This window comes from Proteus sp. PR00208, from assembly GCF_016238545.1.
Taxonomy (GTDB): domain Bacteria; phylum Pseudomonadota; class Gammaproteobacteria; order Enterobacterales; family Enterobacteriaceae; genus Proteus.
Window position 1 is genome coordinate 235022 of the sequence record NZ_JAEHQE010000002.1, and the last position, 20286, is coordinate 255307.

Sequence of the window (20286 nt, forward strand, 5' to 3'; positions counted from 1 at the left end):
TAAAAGTAACATTAATCAGATTCAAATATCCACTTATTCAGATTAAAACACTTAAACAAAATATATAACAGAGACTTTTAACCAAGATTTGGGTTAATAACCACACTTTTTATAGTTTTTTTAATACCCAAATTAGCACTAAAGTGAAATTAACGGTTAAATAAACGACTAATGCACATAATAATCGATATGAGTCTTCACAAAACAGTCATATTCTAAATAGAAACCATAAAAAAAGAGCCAAGTTCTATAAAGAACTTAGCCCTTATCATTTAAACAACTTTAGTAAACTGTTTTCAGTAAACGAGTCGCTTATTTTTTCTTTTTCGCTTTTGGATTTGGCAGGTCAGTGATGCTACCTTCAAATACTTCCGCAGCCATACCAATTGATTCGTATAACGTTGGGTGAGCGTGGATAGTTAATGCGATATCTTCAGCATCACAACCCATTTCAATTGCCAGACCGATTTCACCTAACAGTTCACCACCGTTAGAACCAACAATTGCACCACCGATAACACGGTTAGTTTCTTTGTCGAAAATCAGTTTAGTCATACCATCAGCACAATCTGATGCGATTGCACGGCCTGATGCCGCCCAAGGGAAAGAAGCCACTTCATAGCTAACACCTTTCTCTTTCGCTTCTTTTTCAGTCATACCAACCCATGCAACTTCTGGTTCAGTATAAGCGATTGATGGAATAACTTTAGGATCGAAGTAATGTTTCTTACCAGAGATAACTTCTGCTGCAACGTGACCTTCATGGACACCTTTGTGAGCCAGCATTGGTTGACCAACGATGTCACCGATAGCAAAGATGTGAGGTACGTTAGTACGCATTTGTTTATCAACATGGATAAAGCCACGATCATCAACTTCGATACCTGCTTTACCCGCGTCTAACAGTTTACCGTTAGGTACACGACCGATAGCAACTAATACTGCATCGTAACGTTGTGGTTCTGCTGGGGCTTTTTTGCCTTCCATTGTTACGTAGATGCCATCTTCTTTTGCTTCAACCGCAGTTACTTTGGTTTCTAGCATCAGGTTAAATTTCTTGCTGATACGTTTGGTAAATACTTTAACCACGTCTTTATCAGCAGCAGGAATAACCTGATCAAACATTTCAACTACGTCAATCTGAGAACCCAGAGAGTGATAAACCGTTCCCATTTCCAGACCGATGATACCACCACCCATAACCAGTAAACGCTCTGGTACGGTTTTCAGTTGCAGTGCATCTGTTGAGTCCCATACACGAGGATCTTCATGTGGAATGAATGGTAATTCGATTGGACGTGAGCCGGCAGCAACGATTGCATTGTCAAAAGTGATGGTAGTTGCACCTTCAGCACCTTCAACAGACAATGTATGAGAACCAGTGAATCGTGCTTCGCCATTAACGACAGTAACTTTACGGCCTTTAGCCATGCCCGCTAAGCCACCCGTTAACTGAGAGATAACTTTATCTTTCCAGATGCGAATTTTGTCGATATCTGTTTTTGGTGCGTCAAATACAACACCGTGTTCAGACAATGCTTTCGCTTCTTCGATAACTTTAGCAACGTGGAGTAACGCTTTAGAAGGGATACAACCCACGTTCAGACAAACACCACCTAAAGTAGAGTGACGTTCAACTAAAACTGTTTCTAAACCTAAGTCAGCGCAACGGAACGCCGCGGAATAACCCGCAGGGCCTGCACCGAGAACCACTACCTGTGCTTTAATTTCAGTACTCATCGTGACCTCATTATTTATTTGTCCGGCGAGTCAGACGATAATCCATATTTAACACCGAGACTTACATACCGCATGCAGTTTACAGAAATGTTAATAAACTGAAAAGCGCTCTAACATGACGGATCTCACAACCTAAGATGTATGACTGTAAAACCCATCACTGTAATCAGAGAAACCGGCGCTAAGCACCGGTTTTAAAATTACATTACCAAACGACGTAAATCACTCATGTACTGATTAATCAGAGTGATGAATCGAGCACCATCAGCACCATCGATCACACGGTGATCGAAAGATAGTGACATTGGTAAAATCAAGCGTGGTACGAATTCTTTACCATTCCATACAGGTTTCATAGAAGAACGGGAAAGTCCCATAATCGCAACTTCTGGTGCGTTAACGATTGGTGCAAAACCGGTAGTACCGATACCACCAAGGCTAGAAATAGTGAAACATCCGCCTTGCATATCTGCTGCTGTCAGTTTACCTGCACGCGCTTTCTTAGAAACTTCAGCTAACTCATAAGACAGTTCGATAATGCCTTTTTTGTTAACATCTTTGAAAACAGGAACAACAAGACCGTTAGGTGTATCTACTGCGATACCGATATTGATGTATTTTTTCAGGATCAGTTTCTGTCCATCTTCAGAGATAGAGCTGTTAAAACGAGGCATATCTGCCAGCGCTTTCGCTGCTGCTTTCATTACGAAGACTAATGGCGTGATCTTAACATCCAGTTTTTTCTTCTCTGCTTCTTTATTTTGCTGCTTACGGAATTCTTCAACCTCAGTAATATCTGCTTCATCAAACAGATTTACGTGAGGGATCATCACCCAGTTACGGCTTAAGTTAGCACCAGAAATCTTCTGGATACGGCTTAATTCAACTTCTTCAATTTCACCAAACTTGCTGAAGTCAACTTTCGGCCAAGGTAACATGCCAGGTAATCCGCCACCTGCATTAGCTGGCGCTGATTCAGCACGTTTAATTAATTCTTTCACGTAAGACTGAACGTCTTCACGTAAGATACGACCCTTACGACCAGTACCTTTTACTTTCGCTAAATTCACACCGAATTCGCGCGCTAAGCGACGAATAACTGGTGTTGCATGAACATAAGCATCATTTTCAACAAACTCTTCTTTCGCAGCTGGCGCAGTCGCTTGTGCTTTAGCTGGTGCTGCTGGTGCTGCTGGTGCAGAACTTGCTGGCGCTGGCGCGGTTGCTGCTGGTGCTTGAGCGACAGGCGCTGCACCGGCAACTTCGAAAGTCATGATCAGTGAGCCAGTTTTCACTTTGTCACCCACTGCAATTTTGATCTCTTTAACCACACCTGCAAATGGTGCTGGCACTTCCATTGAAGCTTTGTCACCTTCAACTGTGATCAGAGATTGTTCTTCAGAGATGGAATCACCTACTTTCACCATCACTTCAGTAACTTCAACTTCATCACCGCCGATATCTGGAACATTCACTTCTTTCACAGCAGATGCTGCTGGTGCAGATGCCGTTGGAGCTTGTACTGGTGCTGCTTGAGCAACAGGTGCGCTACCTGCAACTTCAAATACCATGATAAGAGAGCCTGTGCTCACTTTATCACCTGTTGCAATTTTAATTTCTTTCACTACGCCAGCAAATGGTGCTGGTACTTCCATTGAAGCTTTGTCGCCTTCAACAGTAATCAGTGATTGTTCTTCAGCAACGCTATCGCCCACTTTTACCATCACTTCAGTGACTTCAACTTCGTCACCACCGATATCTGGAACGTGAACTTCTTTCAGCGCAGCTGTTGCAGGTGCTGGTGCAGTTGCTTGAGCTGGTGCTGCTTGCGCGGCACCTTCTGCTTCAAAAATCATGATAAGAGAACCCGTTTGGACTTTATCGCCTACGGCAATTTTGATCTCTTTAACAATACCCGCTTGTGGTGATGGGACTTCCATAGACGCTTTATCGCCTTCTACGGTGATTAAGGATTGTTCTTCCTCAATACGGTCACCCACTTTCACCATCACTTCGGTGACTTCAACTTCATCAGCACCGATATCTGGGACTTTAATTTCAATAGACATTCACTTTACCTCTTACGCCAGACGTGGGTTTACTTTTTCAGGGTTGATGTTGTATTTTTTGATTGCTTCTTCAACAACCTTCACATCAATCTCACCACGTTTAGCTAATTCACCTAATGCAGCAACAATCACATAAGAAGTATCAACTTCAAAGTGGTGACGCAGGTTTTCACGGCTATCAGAACGACCGAAACCATCAGTACCTAATACGCGGTAATCATCTGCTGGTACATAAGTACGAACTTGTTCAGCAAACAATTTCATGTAGTCAGTAGACGCAACAGCTGGTGCATCATTCATAATTTGAGCGATGTAAGGTACGCGTGGTGTTTCTGATGGGTGCAGCATGTTCCAACGTTCACAATCTTGACCATCACGAGCCAATTCAGTGAATGAAGTTACGCTATAAACATCAGAACCAATACCGTATTCAGCAGACAGGATTTCTGCGGCTTCACGAACGTGACGCAGGATAGAACCTGAACCCAGTAACTGAACTTTACCTTTCGCACCTTCGTGTGATTTCAGTTTGTAGATACCTTTACGGATACCTTCTTCAACACCGGCTGGCATTGCTGGCATATGGTAGTTTTCGTTCAGTGTAGTGATGTAGTAATAAACGTTTTCTTGTTTATCACCATACATACGCTCTAAACCGTCTTGCATGATAACAGCAACTTCATAAGCGAATGCTGGATCATAAGAGATACAGTTAGGGATAGTCAGCGATTGAATATGGCTATGACCATCTTCGTGCTGTAAGCCTTCACCGTTAAGTGTTGTACGACCTGAAGTACCACCTACTAAGAAACCACGTGCTTGTTGGTCGCCTGCTGCCCAGCATAAGTCGCCAATACGTTGGAAACCAAACATTGAGTAGTAGATATAGAATGGGATCATTGGCAGATTGTTAGTGCTGTAAGATGTTGCAGCCGCTAACCAAGATGCGCCAGCACCCAGTTCGTTGATACCTTCTTGCAGAATCTGACCTTTAACGTCTTCTTTATAGTAAGCAACTTGCTCACGGTCTTGAGGCGTATATTGTTGGCCATTCGGGCTATAAATACCGATTTGACGGAACAGACCTTCCATACCGAAAGTACGTGCTTCGTCAGCAATAATTGGAACTAAACGATCTTTGATAGATTTGTTTTTCAACATCACGTTCAGAGCACGAACGAATGCGATAGTTGTTGAAATCTCTTTAGATTGTTCTTCCAGTAATTGGCTGAAATCTTCTAGTGTTGGGATATCCAGTTTTTCTTCAAAACGTGGACGACGAGCTGGTAAGTAACCGCCTAAATCCTGACGACGTGCGTGCAGGTATTTGTACTCTTCTGACTCTTTGTCAAAAGTAATATAAGGCAGGTCTTTGATTTGCTCATCAGCAACAGGAATATTGAAACGATCACGGAAATGGTGAACGCCATCCATGTTCATTTTCTTAACTTGGTGAGCGATATTTTTACCTTCTGCCGTTTCACCCATACCATAACCTTTGATGGTTTGAGCTAAAATAACAGTTGGTTTACCTTGAGTCTCTTTTGCTTTTTGGAATGCAGCAAAGACTTTCTTCGGATCGTGACCACCGCGGTTTAATGCCCAAATCTCGTCATCAGTCATGTCTTTAACTAATGCAGCAGTTTCTGGGTAGCGATTGAAGAAGTGTTCACGAACGTAAGCACCGTCACGAGATTTAAACGTTTGGTAGTCACCATCCAGTGTTTCGTTCATTAATTGAACGAGTTTACCAGAAGTGTCTTTACGCAGCAGTTCGTCCCAACGGTCGCCCCACATCACTTTGATAACGTTCCAGCCAGCACCTGCGAAGATACCTTCTAGTTCGTTAACAATTTTACCGTTACCTGTCACTGGGCCATCAAGGCGCTGTAAGTTACAGTTAACAACGAAGCACAGGTTATCTAATTTTTCGCGAACAGCGATAGTGATAGCACCTTTAGATTCTGGTTCGTCCATTTCACCATCACCTAAGAACGCATACACAGTTTGTGCAGTGGTGTTCTTCAAGCCACGATGATTTAAATATTTCAGGAACTTAGCCTGATAAATTGCAGATAGTGGTCCCAGACCCATAGAAACTGTTGGGAACTGCCAGAATTCAGGCATTAATTTAGGGTGCGGATAAGAAGATAAACCTTTACCACCAATTTCTTGACGGAAGTTGTTTAATTGATCTTCTGTTAAACGACCTTCTAAGAATGCACGTGCATAGATACCTGGGGAGATATGACCTTGGAAATAAACCAAGTCGCCGCCATCAGTTTCATTTTGCGCACGGAAGAAATGGTTAAAGCACACTTCATATAAAGTTGCAGAAGATTGGAATGACGCCATGTGTCCGCCGAGTTCCAAATCTTTTTTGGATGCACGCAGAACCATCATTACTGCGTTCCAGCGAATAGCAGAACGAATACGACGCTCTAATTCCAGATTGCCAGGGTAAGCGGGTTCATCTTCAGCAGGAATGGTATTGATATAATCACTGTGTACAGAACCGCCTAAAGCGATATTAAGACCACCATTACGGGCTTGTTTTAATACCTGATCAATCAGGAACTGTGCACGTTCAACACCTTCTTCACGGATGACCGAGTCGATCGCTTGTAACCAGTCGCGAGTTTCGATCGGATCCACGTCATTTTTCAGCATATCTGACATGGTGTATTCCTTATCTGTTATCTGTTTTTAATGGTTATGGGAGCCTATCTTCCCGTTCTACCCATCTGATATGACGGGAAGATAGGCCCTGCTGTTATTACCGCTTCCCCTGAAAATCACAGGGCGATAGATAGTACAGACTCAGCGGTCAGGATCTGTGCTACTAAAATAAATCCGGATGTTGTTGTAGCCGGCGCAAAGAGCGCTCACGGCGAGTATGTTCACGACTCATATCCAACAAAACATCTTCAATAAAGGCCAAATGGCGATGTGATGCTTCACGCGCAGCTTCTGGCTCTCTATTAATAATAGCCTGATAAATCTGACTACGATGCTCACTTACTGCTGTTAACATCTCTTTACGAGTGTAAAGAAACTCAAAATTCTGGCGGATATTTTGCTCAAGCATTGGCACCATGCATCGTAATAGATGCAATAAAACGACATTATGAGCAGCTTCCGTGACAATTAATTGATATTGCAATACAGCTTCAGACTCAGCGATTAAATCACCCTCTTCATGGGCTTTCAAAATGCAATCATGGCTAGCTTTGATACGTTCAAGATCTTCATCAGTACCACGTAATGCAGCGTAATATGCAGCAATACCTTCAAGTGCATGACGAGTTTCTAAAAGATCAAATTGAGATTCGGGATGCCCGCTAAGCAGTTGAGCTAAAGGATCACTAAAACTTTGCCAGAGATTATGCTGAACAAAAGTACCACCGCCTTGGCGACGGAGTAAAAACCCTTTAGCTTCTAACTTTTGGATTGCTTCACGCAATGAAGGCCGAGATACATCAAATTGTTTTGCCAGTTCACGCTCAGGTAAGAGTTTCTCTCCCGGACGCAGAGTACCTTCTAAAATCAGATGTTCAAGCTGTTGCTCAATAACATCAGAAAGCTTAGGTTGGCGGATTTTTGTATAAGCCATATTGCTGGAAGCCATTATTGGATAACTATTACCTTAGTGATTGAGTTGTCAATTGGTAATACCAATTTAATATAACGGATAATAAAGTAACAAAGTATTCACTAACTGTCCATACAGTTGTTGAGCGAAATCATAAAAACCTGCAAATTTTAACAAATTATTTTAAAAATTCATCAAAATTGATAACTAGATCGCATTACACAGAAACGCTAAAAATAAATTTTTTAACGTTTTTTAAACACATAAACAATCAAACTGAAGCGTGACAGCAATATTATTTTGAATTTAAATTCATAATTTATAATTTTAAATTCGATTTAGGTGGTTATTTTGTTAACAAACTGCGGTAATAAGCCCAATCAAAGTGAGGTCCTGGATCAGTTTTTCTATTTGGTGCAACATCACTATGCCCAGTAATGTTTTCTTCAATAGCAGGATAAAGAGCAATAAGCGATTGAGTTATCTTCACTAATTGTTGATATTGCTGCTGGGTAAAATCGCATTCATCAGTACCTTCAAGCTCAATACCAATAGAGAAATCATTACATTTTTCTCTGCCTTTATATAAAGAAACACCAGCATGCCACGCTCTCTCAGTAAAAGGCACATATTGCACAATTTCTCCATCACGACGAATAAGGCAATGAGCCGATACTCTTAAGCTAACAATCTCACTAAAAAAAGGATGGTCTTGCTCTGATAATGTATTGGTGAAAAGCTGGTCAATATAAGGTCCACCAAATTGGCCAGGAGGCAAACTGATATTATGAACAATTAATAAAGAAGGCTGCTCACCTTCGGGTCTCTTATCATGATTAGGTGAAGGAACTTGTCTAGCATCGATTAGCCAACCTTGTTTAATTTCCACATCAACCCTCTTTTATTTTGTTTTAGCCATTATCAATAATGTTATTAACGCATACTCATCAATAAATGCGAACTTTCCCTCAATAATAAAGGCTAAATATGTATATCTCCTTTTTCTTTTCGATATTTTACTCAAACTTTATTTTATCTATTCGCCAATAAAGTCCTTTTTTTTCATACTTCTAGTGTCTATTACTCAAGGAGGACGCTAGATGAATGTACTTAATTATCACTCTAATGAAAATGGTTTTACCCTTATGGAGCTTATGATTGTAATTGCTATCATCTCGATTTTAAGCTCTGTTGCTATTCCGGCTTATCAAGGTTATATCCAAAAAGCCGCATTAACCGATGTATTGCAAACACTGTCTCCCTATCGTTCTGCAATAGAATTATGTCGCTATGAAAACGAGCCTCAACACTGTAATTCTGATTCAACCTTTATACCGCAACAATTCCGTAGTCGATATTTGTCCGATATTAATGTGTTAAACGGTGTGATTAGTGCAATCGGAAAATCACAGCTTGATGGTCTGACGATCACAATGTCGCCAGAGAAAGGAATTAACGATCTTCTTCCGATATGGAAAACACAATGTTCAACAGCAAATCTTACGTTGCAAAAACAGTGTAGTGAGATTTTAAAATCATATTAGTGCCTTAGATATAAAGGAGCACTCATATTGAGTGTTCCTATTACGCACATTAAACATTGAAGACAGCACAGATAAATCAAAAAGTATAAAGAGGTGAAGAATGGATATCACACACTCTGCAACAGAATTTATTGAGCATCTATTACGTGAAAGTATTTTAAAACGCGTCTCTGATTTACATATAGAGCCTCAACAAACCAGTGTAAGAATTCGAGCCAGAATAGATAATCACTTATATCTATTATCATCTCCTCCAGATGAATTCTCTGAAGGAATAGTCACTCGATTAAAGGTACTTGCTAACTTAAATATTGCAGAAAAGCGGTTACCTCAAGATGGGCAATTTAGTTGGTCTTATAATGAAAAAAACTATTCTATACGAATAGCGACACTCCCCACGCTGTATGGTGAAAAAGTTGTTTTACGACTTATAAATAATTTACAACAACCAGAATTAAATCATCTAGGTTTTCAACCCTCGCATTTAACGCTATTAAAGAAATATTTAAATTTACCGCAAGGAATGATTTTAGTCACAGGGCCAACGGGAAGCGGGAAAACACTCACTTTGTATAGTTGTTTACACTATTTAAATAAAGAGAACCTAAATATAAATAGTGTTGAAGATCCGATTGAATTACCTCTAAAAGGTATTAATCAAATTCAAATTTCTGAAAAATCAGGGATCTCATTTACGACAATATTACGAGCATTACTACGCCAAGATCCTGACATTATAATGGTAGGTGAGATACGTGACCAATCGACTGCTGAAATGGCAATAAAATCAGCGCAAACAGGGCACCTTGTATTATCAACCTTACATACTAATTCGGCTTCATCCACATTAATGCGTCTATATAACTTAGGGATTGAAAAAGATCTTATTCATTCCTGTGTTAGTTTAATTATTTCACAACGATTAGTTCGTTGTTTGTGCCCTCACTGTAAAATATGCTTATCCAATAAACAGCATATTAGTATAAATAAAGAAGAGGTCGAATTACCAAATTGGCAAGCTGTTGGTTGCCAGCAATGCTGTTCAGGCTATAGCGGAAGAACGGCTATCTATGAATGCTTTGAACCATCAAAACAAACACACTCATCCCTTTATCATCTACTCTATTCAGGTTTTTCATTAATTAAACAAGGCATAACAACACTTGAGGAGGTTTATCAAACGCTAGGAGATATTGAATGAGATTACAGCTAATTTATCGCTATGATGCATTAAATTATCAAGGAGAATGGTGCACTGGAAAAATACTTGCCTCCTCTAATAACGAAGCATTTATTAACTTAACTCAACAACAAAAAGTTCCCATAAAAATCCGTTTATATAAAATCGTTTTATTTCAAGATGCTGATAAACAATATCGAATTCAATTATTCGAACAATTAGCTTTATTACTTCGTTCTGGTTTAGCACTTCTTCCTGCATTAACACTATTAAAAAATGAATGTCGTTACTCACATTGGCAATGTGTATTAGAAGATATTATTTTTAACTTAATGCAAGGAGGCTCACTTTCTAAACAATTAAATCGCTATCCACTTTATTTTCCAACCTCACTAAGTCGTTTTGTTTTTATTGGTGAAGAAAGTGGGAAGTTAGATGAAGTGATTACTCTGCAAATAATACAGTTAAAAAAACACCGAGAGATTGTAAAAAGAATCAAAAAAGCTTTTAAATATCCTATTTTTTTACTGACTGTATTAGTTTTTATTACCAGTATTATGTTGCTCTATGTTTTACCTGAATATCAATCTTTATACAGCGCTTTTAATACAGAACTTCCTCTTTTAACACTCGCCCTTATTGATTTTTCACAATGGCTTACTGATTATATCTGCATGATAGTGTTTATCTTTATCGGGTTAATATTTATTTATCGTTTGATTCGTTACTCTTTATCACCCTTTTATTTTGCTGAACAAGCTCTCTTTCTTCATCTTCCCTATTTAGGTAAACTTTTAAAATATCAGCAGCAACATCTTATTTTTCAGATAATCAGTATTACACAACAAGCAGGATTACCTTTATTACAAAGCTTAAAAATAGGAACAGAACAACTTACACACCCTATTTATAAGCGAATCCTTTCTCAAATGAGTGATCACATTATGCAAGGTAAATCGTTGAGCTTATTTATGAAGAATGAGCCTCTTTTTACACCTATTTGTTATCAGTTTATTATTTGTGCAGAAAGCTCAGGGCAGTTGCTCTATTTTTGCCAGCAATTGAGTGATTGGTTTTATCATCAACTCGATGAGCAATTAAAGACAATTAGTGCTTGGTTAGAACCAATGCTGATGACGGTCATTGCATTGATTATTGGCACATTAATCATTGCTATGTATCTTCCTATATTACAGTTAGGTGATACTATACAGTGAATCACAAGTTTTATGAGTAACATGCTGTTACTCTATATTGCACTAACTTATTGATTGATGGTAATTCTATTACATATTATGAGGTAGGGTGTCAGGGTAGCAGAAAATCATCTATCATAATAACCGAATAAAACCCAAATATTGCAGTTATTATCTTGTGATAAAAACAAAATTAGGCTTTAGAATACTTGGACTAATAGTAAATTTTAATTCATTAAAAACAGATAAACACAAATGGCTTATACGGTTGCTCTTACAGGCGGAATAGGCAGTGGTAAAACTACCGTTGCTAATGCTTTTGCCTCATTAGGTGTACCTCTTGTTGATGCTGATATTATTGCTCGATTAGTGGTAGAGCCTAACTCCTTAGGACTAAATGCATTGCATCAGCATTTTGGTGGCTGCATTTTGCTACCCGATGGCTCGTTAAACCGAGCACAGCTGCGCCAGATTATTTTTGAAAATAATGAAGAAAAAACTTGGGTTAACAATCTTCTTCACCCATTGATACAGCAAGAGACTCAAAAACAGATACAGCAAATTACAGCGCCCTACTTTATTTGGGTTGTTCCATTATTAATGGAAAATAAATTAACGCATCTCGCCTCTCGCGTTCTTGTTGTTGATGTTACACAGGAAGAGCAAATAGAAAGAACCATGAAACGAGATGGCGTAAGTCGAGAGCAAGTTCTCAATATTTTAAAAGCTCAAGCTCAAAGACAGGAACGATTAGCCGTCGCTGATGATATTATTGAAAATCACGATAATAGCCAAAATATGATTGGAAAAGTTAAGCAACTCCATCAGCATTACTTAGAATTAGCTCAACAAGCGTTACAGGACAATTGCCATGAGTGATGACATCACAACAATCATCTTCGAACATCCCCTCAATGAAAAAATGCGTTCATGGCTTAGAATTGAAAACTCATTGATTCAGATTAACAGTTTTAGTGCAATTGATTCATTACCCACGGCACTCTCGTTTTTCCGTGCGATATCAGAATTTATTGAAGTGCTTGATCGTGGCGAAATCCGCGCTGAATTACTTAAAGAATTAGAAAAAAGACAAAAAAAATTACAGCAATGGCTTTCATTTCCTAATGTTGATAAAGCGATTGTCACTCAAATTATTGATGAATTAGCTGAAAATGCTGCCGTATTAAGTCAAGCACCTCGCATTGGTCAGCATTTAAAACAAGATAAAGTCATCAGTTTAGTTAAACAGCGCCTAAGTATTCCTGGCGGATGCTGTAACTTTGATGTGCCAGCATTACATTTGTGGTTAAGCTTACCTCAAGCAACCCGTGATGAAAGATTACAAAGCTGGTTGACGGGTTTATTGCCATTACAAAATGCATTAAATAGTTTGCTCATGCTTATTCGCCAATCAGATACATTTAAGCCCGCGCTCAGTCACCGTGGTTTTTATCAAGACAGCGCTGAAGAAGGTGAATTGCTACGTCTTAAGATAGCCATTGATCACCAAATCTATCCTCAAGTCTCTGGGCATAAAAATCGCTATGCGATCCGCTTTTTACCACTTGATAGTGAAAATGGAACAGTACCTCTAGAGCTACCTTTTGAGATTGCTTGTTGCTAACATTATGCTTATTGATATGAGCATAAATCGCACCAACGAAATCTAGGAGAGATAATGAGCGAAGAATTAATTGTAAAATGCCCAACCTGTCAAACAGAAGTTGTTTGGAATGAAAGCAGCCCTTATCGTCCTTTTTGTAGTAAACGTTGCCAACTTATTGATTTAGGCGAATGGGCGGATGAATCAAAACGCATTCCCAGCCAAAGTGATATTAATGACAGTGATGATTGGAGCGAGGCTCCGCAACAAGAGCCTAAAGACTTTTAATACTCTGATTAATAACATAAAAATAGCCACTCAATCGAGTGGCTATTTTATTTATAAACGCTTATTTAACACGATTCTACTTTTACTTACTTCTGCAATAACGCCACAATAGTGCGGTTAGCAGGCGGAAAATCATCAGCATTTAACGATCCAATAGATATCCACTTGAATTTTTGCCCCTCTTTACCATAGGGCTCATTATCCCATTGTGTGACTAAGAAAAAGGATAACGTAATGTGTCTATCTGGAAAATCATGCTCTACCGTTTCAAAAAGGGAGCATTGTGTTACATCAATACCGATTTCTTCTTGCAACTCACGGACTAGCGCCTGCTCTGGGGTTTCTTTATCTTCTAATTTTCCCCCCGGAAATTCCCAAAATCCCCCCATATGCGATTTTAGAGGACGTTGGGTGATAAAGACATTATTGTGTTGATCACAAATAATACCCGCTGCAATATGTAGCTTTTTTTTATCCATTATAGACAACCTATTGAATAGTCCAGTTATTATAACAACTTAACGTTATTATAACGTATATCCAATAGCGCTACTCTGGTTTTCTTTCCCTGATTATCTTGGTTGATTAGCGATATATAGGTAATAAACCGAACTGTGCTAATGTTTGGCAAATAATTCCCACTGCACCAAAAGCGATAACGGCATAAATTAATCCTTTGCCGCCCCACACTTTAAAGCCTGAGTTTGGGAATTTCTCGCGTGCTTTTAGCGCCATAACCGCAGGACAAATAATTGCCCATACACATGCCGCGGTTCCTGCATAAGCAATTGCAATTAAGAAACCATTAGGGAAAAGTAAACATAATAGTAAAGGCGGAGTGAAGCATAAAACGCCAGATTTTAAGCGCCCTGTTTTGTTATCTTCAAATTTTAGTGATGCCAAAATATAGTCGAATAAACCAATCGCAACCCCTAAAAATGAACAGAATACGGCACTAATAGAAAACCATAATAAAAAGCCTTCAATATATTTACTATTTAATACAGTGTATAACGAATCAATAAAGGCATCTAAGTTACCGCCCTTTTGGATAATAGTAATAAATTGCTCACGAGGTAAATTCCCCATAGTACCAATCATCCAGAGCAAATAAATCACCAGTGCTAACACACAACCAATAATACAGCTTTTCACGACCTTTCTTTCATTTTCATGATAAAGCTTATAAAGGCTACAAACATTACCATGATAACCAAAAGAGGTTATAGCATAAGGAATGATGATAAAAATAAAAGGATAAAGATATAATTGACTTTTGCCTTCAAAGGTAGCAGTAAATAATAAATCGCCTCTCGCTTTGAAGAATAAGCCCGAGAATGCTAATACGAATAGAACAATCTTAATAAATAAAAATATTGAGGTTAAACGGCTGGCACAAGCGCCTCCCCACCATATTGTTGCTCCGAGTACTATGGTAAATACAAAAAATATCACTCTAAGGTTTAGACTAAAGCCATATAATGATGAAGCTTCATAAATGATTGAACCCGCGGCAGAGATATAAGCATAAATTAATATATACAATACAAATATCAAGGAGGCATTCGCGAGATAACACGCCCATTTAGGTAATAACTCTTTCGATATATGAAAGTAGTTTGTTCCTGCGCCATATTTCGATATACATTCAAGAATATAAATTCCCGAATGAAACATAAAGAAACAGACAATAAATAATATAAAGAGTGAATTAATAAACCAAGCACCAGACATTATTGTTGGTAGGCTAAACATTCCCGCACCGATCATGGCGCCGCCCAACACAAATCCCCCTACAATAATTGAGGGTTCTTTATTTACCGACTTATTTTCCATTTTTAGTCCTTACTGAAATAAGGATAGGGCTCTCGCATTGCACGAGAGCCATTATTATTGTGGAGTATTATTTATTTGATAGGTTTTAATCTAGCAGTAAAGTGTCTTAATACAGGTGGTTCATATTCGAACTCAAGACCTTTAAGCGTTTTAAACTTCTCTTTTAAACCGATAAGTGCGTCAGCAATATAATCCATATGGTCGTTGGTATAGACACGACGCGCAATGGTTAAACGCATAAATTCCATATCTGCGTGTTTTTGTTCTCCCGTTGCAGGATCACGCCCCAATAAGAACGAACCAATTTCAACAGCACGAACACCAGATTCTAAGTAAAGTGCGTTAATCACAGCTTGAGCTGGGAATTGATCACCTGGGATATGCGGTACTAGTTTTTTACAGTCAACGAAAACAGCATGTCCGCCAGTAGGATATTGAATTGGAATACCCGCTTCACGTAGACGATCACCCAGATATTGAACCTGACCAATACGATAGTGTAGATACTCTTCTTCAGTACCTTCCTCTAAACCTTGTACCATTGCTGCCATATCACGACCCGCTAAACCACCATAAGTCACAAAGCCTTCCATTGGTACACAGCGCTGTCTTGCTAATGTGAATACTTCTTCATTATCACGAATTGAGACTAAACCACCGATATTTAACAGAGGATCTTTCTTCGCTGACATTGTTAATGCGTCAGCATATTTATACATATCTAAAATAACTTCTTTGATGGTCGCATTTTTATATTTAGGATCACGCTGTTTAATGAAATACGCATTTTCACAATAACGCGCTGAGTCCATAACAACAAAAATACCGTGTTGTTTTGCAATTTCGTAAACTTCTCTTAAATTATCCATTGAAACAGGCTGACCACCAGCACTATTACAGGTCACTGTTGAAACAATGGCAACAACGTTATCAGCACCATGTTTAGCAATATTTTCTTTTAATTTAGCAATATCAAAATTGCCTTTCCAATCATCATAGGTTTCTGAATCAAAGGCTTTTTCAGTCACAATATTAATTGCTTTACAGCCATTTAATTCAACGTGCGCTGCTGTCGTGTCAAAATGGAAGTTAGAAATAAATACAGGATTTTTCGCTTTTCCATCTTTTTGTTTATATTTTAATAATACTGGAAAAAGAATATTTTCAGCACCACGTCCTTGGTGAGCAGGAATAATATAATCGTAGTTAAACAACTCTTTGGCTTTATCTTTTAAATCATAATAGTTTCTTGAGCCTGCATAAGCTTCATCACCTGTTATCATTGCTGCCCACTGGTGATCACTCATTGCGTTAGTACCAGAGTCAGTTAATAAATCAATATAGACAGCATGACTTGGTAATAAGAATGGGTTATATCCTGCTTCTTTTAATGCAGCTTCACGTTCTTCTCTTGAAGGAACACGGATTTTCTCTACCATTTTAATACGGAATGGTTCTACGATTCTTTTAGCCATGATAATACCTTTAATATAAATTAAATAATAAAATTAAAAATAAATAAAATAGCCTTCCCATTTAAATTAAACGGAAAAGAGTATTAAATTATTTTGAATAGATATAAAAAAGGATTATTTTTCAGGGAAGAAGAAGGCGAGTTCAGAATCAATATTAAACCATTTCTTCAATCTGAAGAAACCTCTTAATATTATCAAAACATTAAATGATGAGAACATACTTTAACCCTTATCGTCAGGAAATAGTACAATTTACACGCTAATTTATATAACAGTTAAACACAATTAGTAATACAACAATAGTATATTTTGGATAAAAATCACACTATTTATAATTAATGATACATTAACGTGATCACTATCACTTACTTTATTATTTAATAAACTATTTTTTATAACTTAAATTTTTATTGATAATATTAAGTGGTAATACATGTATTTACATTGCATTTTCACAGAATGAAAGTTGCATTTAAATAACCATACTTTTTATCATGATTAATGATTTAACAATAAAATCCTAATCTTTTTACTTTCTTGCTAATCATTTTATTCATTAAAATGAAATAATAATTCATGAAATATTTATTCCAGAATAAAACATTAATAAACTTCCAAACAACAAATGAAAAGCTAATTAGCATTCTGCTTTTTTTATATCTTCGAATCTCCTCTCATTATTTGTTTTCTCTTTATAAAAAATGAAAAAATTGTAATTAACATAGCTGAATCGATGGTAGTTTAGGCAAGAAGAAAAAATAACATGAAAGATTATAACCATGAAAATCAATACACTAGACACCATTTAAATGAATCATTTGTTTAAGTAATGCTATTTGAGATATCAATCATTTTAGTTATGTCGCTATTTAATAGCGAAAGAAATAAAAATTTATCTTTATTTCGTCGATTTTTAATTTCTTTTCATATTGAGAGTAGCCGGTATTTATTATTCTAAAATTAACGATAATATAAAAACATTAATTATTATCTTTCTATATTTAAGCAATATTATTTATATTTGAATTAATACCTTTATATTGAGGTAAAATGAGAAAAAAAGTTATTTTATTAACACTATTAAGTGGTTTTTCAACCAGTGGATTAACAGCAAATGACGCCGGTTATTTAGGCTCGATGGGAGAATCGCGGCGCGCATTACAAGATAGCCAACGTGAAATAAATCAACTTATTGAACAAAATCGCTATCAACAACTTCAAGAAAATGTATTAGAGGTTTCACCTACCCCCACACTTATTACTGAATCAGAACATTGTTTGCCTATTAATGGGGTTTATGTTCAAGGAATTACTTTACTTAATGAAAAAGATCTTGATTCCTTAACATCATTACCAGAGCAATGTATAAAAAGTGCTGACGTTAACCGTTTAATTAAAGAGTTAACCCAACGCTATCTTCAACATGGTTATATCACAGCCAGAGTCCAATTTTTACGTCCGAATCAAGAGCAACAACTTGGGTTGTATGTTATTGAAGGTTTTATTGAAAAAATAGAAGGTGGCGATAGAGGCGTTAATACCGCATTACTTTTCCCTCATATTGAAGGAGAGCCTCTTAAACTTTCAAAATTGGATCAAGGGCTCGATCAAGCAAATCGCTTACAATCGAATAAAGTTAAACTAGATATATTGCCTGGTACGCAATTAGGTGGCTCTATTATTCAGCTCACCAATCAGCGACAAGCACCGTGGCACCTAAATATTTCAAGTGATAATTATGGGCAAAAAAACTCAGGGCGCTGGTTAGTTAGAACGAATGCAAGCTTAGACAGCCCATTAGGGTTATCTGATTTTGTTAGCTTAAATGCCAGCATTACCACTGATAATCCCAATACACGTTTTAATCGTGCTTACACCCTACTCTATTCTTTACCTTATGGTGCATTGACATTCAGTACTTTTGGTAGCTATTCCGAGTATGAATTTCATCAAGCATTACAAACACGTACCGTACGTTTATCTGGTGATACCACACAAGTTGGTTTAAGGGGCGATTACGCTTTTTATCGTAGTCAAAAACAGATTGATACCTTAAATATACAGGTAACACATAAACGAATACGTAACTATTTCAGCCAAATCCGCCTTGATCTAAGTAGCCCTGCACTTACAACGGTAGAGCTAGGCATCAACCATTTACACATTGTTCCAAGTGGTGTTATCAGCGTTAATTTAAGTGCTGAGAAAGCCATTGGTTGGTTTGGTGCAGATGAGTCACCTCGTATTGCTAATGGCAATAGTAATGACTATCGCTTTACAAAAGTTAAGCTTTTTGCCAATTGGCAACATCGTTTTTCTATATCGAATTCTACATTTTTATTCAATAGCGCCTTCTTTGGTCAATATAGCCCCGACACCTTACCGGGTGTGGAATGGCTTAGTTTAACGGATAAAAACGCAATCCGTGGCTTTGATCAAAGCACACTTTCTGGCGATAACGGCGGCTATTTGCGCAATACGCTTTCTTATCCTTATCGGATAAACACATTTTCAATCACCCCTCGAATTGGTCTTGATGCTGGTCGTGTTCAACAACATGGTAACTATGAAGGATGGCGTAGTGGCTATGGGCTAAGTTCGGGCTTAAACCTCCAATATCAAAAAGCACAGTTCGATATTGAAGTTGCCAAGGGGCATTTGCTTTACAACCAAACGAATTCCAATAAAACCAAAGACCCTACTCAAGTGTTAGTTAGATTTTCATACTTATTTTGATTCACACTCATAGCAATAAACGGAGAAAACTCTATGAAATCAAAAAACTTCAAGCTCTCTCCTTCGGGTAGGCTTGCTGCATCTTTAGCGATTATTTTCGTATCACTAAATGCATATGCTGGCGGTATTGTTCCTGATGCGGGCAATCAAGGACCGAATGTTTCATCAGTTAATGGTGGCACTCAAGTCATTAATATCGTTACACCAAATAACGAAGGTATCTCTCATAACCAATATCAAGATTTTAATGTAGGTAAACCAGGAGCTGTTTTTAACAACTCTTTAGAGGCAGGACAATCACAGCTTGCTGGACAGCTAAATGCCAACAGTAACTTAAATGGACAAGCCGCTTCTTTAATTTTAAATGAAGTTGTTAGTCGTAATCCTTCGTTCTTATTAGGCCAGCAAGAAGTTTTTGGTATCGCTGCGGAATATGTACTTTCTAATCCAAATGGTATCACCTGTGATGGTTGTGGTTTTATCAATACCAGCCGATCTTCTTTAGTTGTAGGTAACCCACTGTTTGAAAACGGTGAGTTAAAAGGTTATAGCACGCTTAATAATACAAATTTACTTTCTATTGGTAAAAACGGATTATATGCGCCCGGCCTTTTAGATTTAATTGCACCTCGCATTGATAGCCGAGGTAAAATAACAGCAGCAGAGATTTCTGCATTAACGGGTCAAAATACCTTCTCTCAACGTTTTGATATTCTTTCATCACAAAAACCCGCTTCTGCCTTAGATAGCTATTTCTTTGGAAGTATGCAATCTGGTCGTATCCGCATCATTAATACCGCAGAAGGAAGTGGTGTTAAATTAACAGGTAAATTTGTTGCTGATAACGAATTAAGTGTCAGAGCAGACAATATTCAAACGGATAGCCAAGTTCGTTATGACAGTTACGACAAAGATGGTAGTGAAAACTATCAAAATTACCGTGGTGGTATCGCGGTTAATAACAGTGGTTCAAGCCAGACTCTGACAAAAACAGAGTTAAAAGGTAAAAACATCACTTTAGTCGCTG

The 20286-nt window shown here is 37.8% G+C and carries 17 protein-coding genes; 8 read left to right on the top strand and 9 right to left on the bottom strand.

From position 1 onward, the window contains the following. Nucleotides 1-312: 312 nt before the first annotated feature. The 5 genes from lpdA to ampD form a co-directional block, all read right to left on the bottom strand. Nucleotides 313-1740 (bottom strand): dihydrolipoyl dehydrogenase, encoded by a 1428-nt coding sequence (gene lpdA, locus JEP36_RS03435; protein WP_109371104.1) that lies wholly within the window; start codon nt 1738-1740, stop codon nt 313-315. Nucleotides 1741-1940: 200 nt separating this feature from the next. Beyond that, complete coding sequence (aceF, locus tag JEP36_RS03440) at nt 1941-3809, bottom strand: pyruvate dehydrogenase complex dihydrolipoyllysine-residue acetyltransferase (RefSeq protein ID WP_198629871.1); 1869 nt, start codon at nt 3807-3809, stop codon at nt 1941-1943. A 12-nt stretch (nt 3810-3821) separates the two neighbouring features. Next, nucleotides 3822-6488, bottom strand: a complete 2667-nt coding sequence (gene aceE, locus JEP36_RS03445) for a pyruvate dehydrogenase (acetyl-transferring), homodimeric type (RefSeq protein ID WP_109371108.1) — start codon at nt 6486-6488, stop codon at nt 3822-3824. A 163-nt stretch (nt 6489-6651) separates the two neighbouring features. Further along, nucleotides 6652-7422: a pyruvate dehydrogenase complex transcriptional repressor PdhR gene (gene pdhR, locus JEP36_RS03450; protein ID WP_109371481.1), complete on the bottom strand. Its 771-nt coding sequence runs from the start codon at nt 7420-7422 to the stop codon at nt 6652-6654. A gap of 325 nt (nt 7423-7747) precedes the next feature. Beyond that, nucleotides 7748-8290, bottom strand: a complete 543-nt coding sequence (gene ampD, locus JEP36_RS03455) for a 1,6-anhydro-N-acetylmuramyl-L-alanine amidase AmpD (protein WP_198620817.1) — start codon at nt 8288-8290, stop codon at nt 7748-7750. A 211-nt stretch (nt 8291-8501) separates the two neighbouring features. Between ampD and ppdD the strand changes: the two genes are divergently transcribed. The 6 genes from ppdD (at nt 8502) to yacG (ending at nt 13212) form a co-directional block, all read left to right on the top strand. After that, entirely contained in the window at nt 8502-8945 is a 444-nt protein-coding gene (ppdD, locus tag JEP36_RS03460) for a prepilin peptidase-dependent pilin (protein ID WP_198620818.1), read from the top strand. Nucleotides 8946-9045: 100 nt separating this feature from the next. Continuing rightward, the gene (locus JEP36_RS03465) at nt 9046-10146 is read left to right on the top strand and encodes an ATPase, T2SS/T4P/T4SS family (protein ID WP_198620819.1); all 1101 of its coding nucleotides are present in this window, start codon (nt 9046-9048) and stop codon (nt 10144-10146) included. Further along, nucleotides 10143-11342 carry a type II secretion system F family protein gene (locus JEP36_RS03470; protein ID WP_198625853.1) on the top strand — a complete coding sequence of 400 codons (1200 nt, stop codon included), beginning with the start codon at nt 10143-10145 and terminating at the stop codon, nt 11340-11342. The genes JEP36_RS03465 and JEP36_RS03470 overlap by 4 nt, the downstream gene beginning before the upstream one ends. Nucleotides 11343-11576: 234 nt before the next feature. Next, nucleotides 11577-12200: a dephospho-CoA kinase gene (coaE, locus tag JEP36_RS03475; protein WP_198629872.1), complete on the top strand. Its 624-nt coding sequence runs from the start codon at nt 11577-11579 to the stop codon at nt 12198-12200. Beyond that, on the top strand, nt 12193-12945 hold the full coding sequence (zapD, locus tag JEP36_RS03480; protein ID WP_196533392.1) for a cell division protein ZapD: 753 nt from the start codon (nt 12193-12195) through the stop codon (nt 12943-12945). The genes coaE and zapD overlap by 8 nt, the downstream gene beginning before the upstream one ends. 54 nt (nt 12946-12999) lie before the next feature. Next, entirely contained in the window at nt 13000-13212 is a 213-nt protein-coding gene (gene yacG, locus JEP36_RS03485) for a DNA gyrase inhibitor YacG (RefSeq protein WP_088494938.1), read from the top strand. An 86-nt stretch (nt 13213-13298) separates the two neighbouring features. Here yacG and mutT read toward each other — a convergent pair whose 3' ends face one another. From mutT to tnaC, 4 genes are all read right to left on the bottom strand, one after another. Continuing rightward, the gene (gene mutT, locus JEP36_RS03490; protein WP_109371122.1) at nt 13299-13691 is read right to left on the bottom strand and encodes an 8-oxo-dGTP diphosphatase MutT; all 393 of its coding nucleotides are present in this window, start codon (nt 13689-13691) and stop codon (nt 13299-13301) included. A 106-nt stretch (nt 13692-13797) separates the two neighbouring features. Further along, the gene (locus JEP36_RS03495; protein WP_196533390.1) at nt 13798-15048 is read right to left on the bottom strand and encodes an aromatic amino acid transporter; all 1251 of its coding nucleotides are present in this window, start codon (nt 15046-15048) and stop codon (nt 13798-13800) included. Between the two features lie 71 nt (nt 15049-15119). Beyond that, complete coding sequence (locus JEP36_RS03500; RefSeq protein WP_075670808.1) at nt 15120-16523, bottom strand: tryptophanase; 1404 nt, start codon at nt 16521-16523, stop codon at nt 15120-15122. A gap of 114 nt (nt 16524-16637) precedes the next feature. Then, nucleotides 16638-16742, bottom strand: a complete 105-nt coding sequence (gene tnaC, locus JEP36_RS17915; RefSeq protein ID WP_071788547.1) for a tryptophanase leader peptide — start codon at nt 16740-16742, stop codon at nt 16638-16640. A gap of 831 nt (nt 16743-17573) precedes the next feature. Here tnaC and JEP36_RS03510 point away from each other — a divergent pair. Beyond that, a complete protein-coding gene (locus JEP36_RS03510) occupies nt 17574-19259 on the top strand; it encodes a ShlB/FhaC/HecB family hemolysin secretion/activation protein (RefSeq protein ID WP_198629873.1) in 1686 nt (561 codons plus the stop codon). A 33-nt stretch (nt 19260-19292) separates the two neighbouring features. Next, nucleotides 19293-20286, top strand: a 994-nt coding sequence (locus JEP36_RS03515; protein WP_198629874.1) for a filamentous hemagglutinin N-terminal domain-containing protein, incomplete at its 3' end; no start/stop codon positions are given.

Coding starts and splice junctions, on each gene's coding strand:
- lpdA (WP_109371104.1), bottom strand. CDS start 1,740: ATGAGTACTGAAATTAAAGCACAGGTAGTGGTTCTCGGTGCAGGCCCT.
- ppdD (WP_198620818.1), top strand. CDS start 8,502: ATGAATGTACTTAATTATCACTCTAATGAAAATGGTTTTACCCTTATG.
- coaE (WP_198629872.1), top strand. CDS start 11,577: ATGGCTTATACGGTTGCTCTTACAGGCGGAATAGGCAGTGGTAAAACT.
- zapD (WP_196533392.1), top strand. CDS start 12,193: ATGAGTGATGACATCACAACAATCATCTTCGAACATCCCCTCAATGAA.
- mutT (WP_109371122.1), bottom strand. CDS start 13,691: ATGGATAAAAAAAAGCTACATATTGCAGCGGGTATTATTTGTGATCAA.
- tnaC (WP_071788547.1), bottom strand. CDS start 16,742: ATGTTCTCATCATTTAATGTTTTGATAATATTAAGAGGTTTCTTCAGA.
- JEP36_RS03495 (WP_196533390.1), bottom strand. CDS start 15,048: ATGGAAAATAAGTCGGTAAATAAAGAACCCTCAATTATTGTAGGGGGA.
- JEP36_RS03470 (WP_198625853.1), top strand. CDS start 10,143: ATGAGATTACAGCTAATTTATCGCTATGATGCATTAAATTATCAAGGA.
- pdhR (WP_109371481.1), bottom strand. CDS start 7,422: ATGGCTTATACAAAAATCCGCCAACCTAAGCTTTCTGATGTTATTGAG.
- JEP36_RS03510 (WP_198629873.1), top strand. CDS start 17,574: ATGAGAAAAAAAGTTATTTTATTAACACTATTAAGTGGTTTTTCAACC.
- yacG (WP_088494938.1), top strand. CDS start 13,000: ATGAGCGAAGAATTAATTGTAAAATGCCCAACCTGTCAAACAGAAGTT.
- JEP36_RS03500 (WP_075670808.1), bottom strand. CDS start 16,523: ATGGCTAAAAGAATCGTAGAACCATTCCGTATTAAAATGGTAGAGAAA.
- JEP36_RS03465 (WP_198620819.1), top strand. CDS start 9,046: ATGGATATCACACACTCTGCAACAGAATTTATTGAGCATCTATTACGT.
- aceF (WP_198629871.1), bottom strand. CDS start 3,809: ATGTCTATTGAAATTAAAGTCCCAGATATCGGTGCTGATGAAGTTGAA.
- aceE (WP_109371108.1), bottom strand. CDS start 6,488: ATGTCAGATATGCTGAAAAATGACGTGGATCCGATCGAAACTCGCGAC.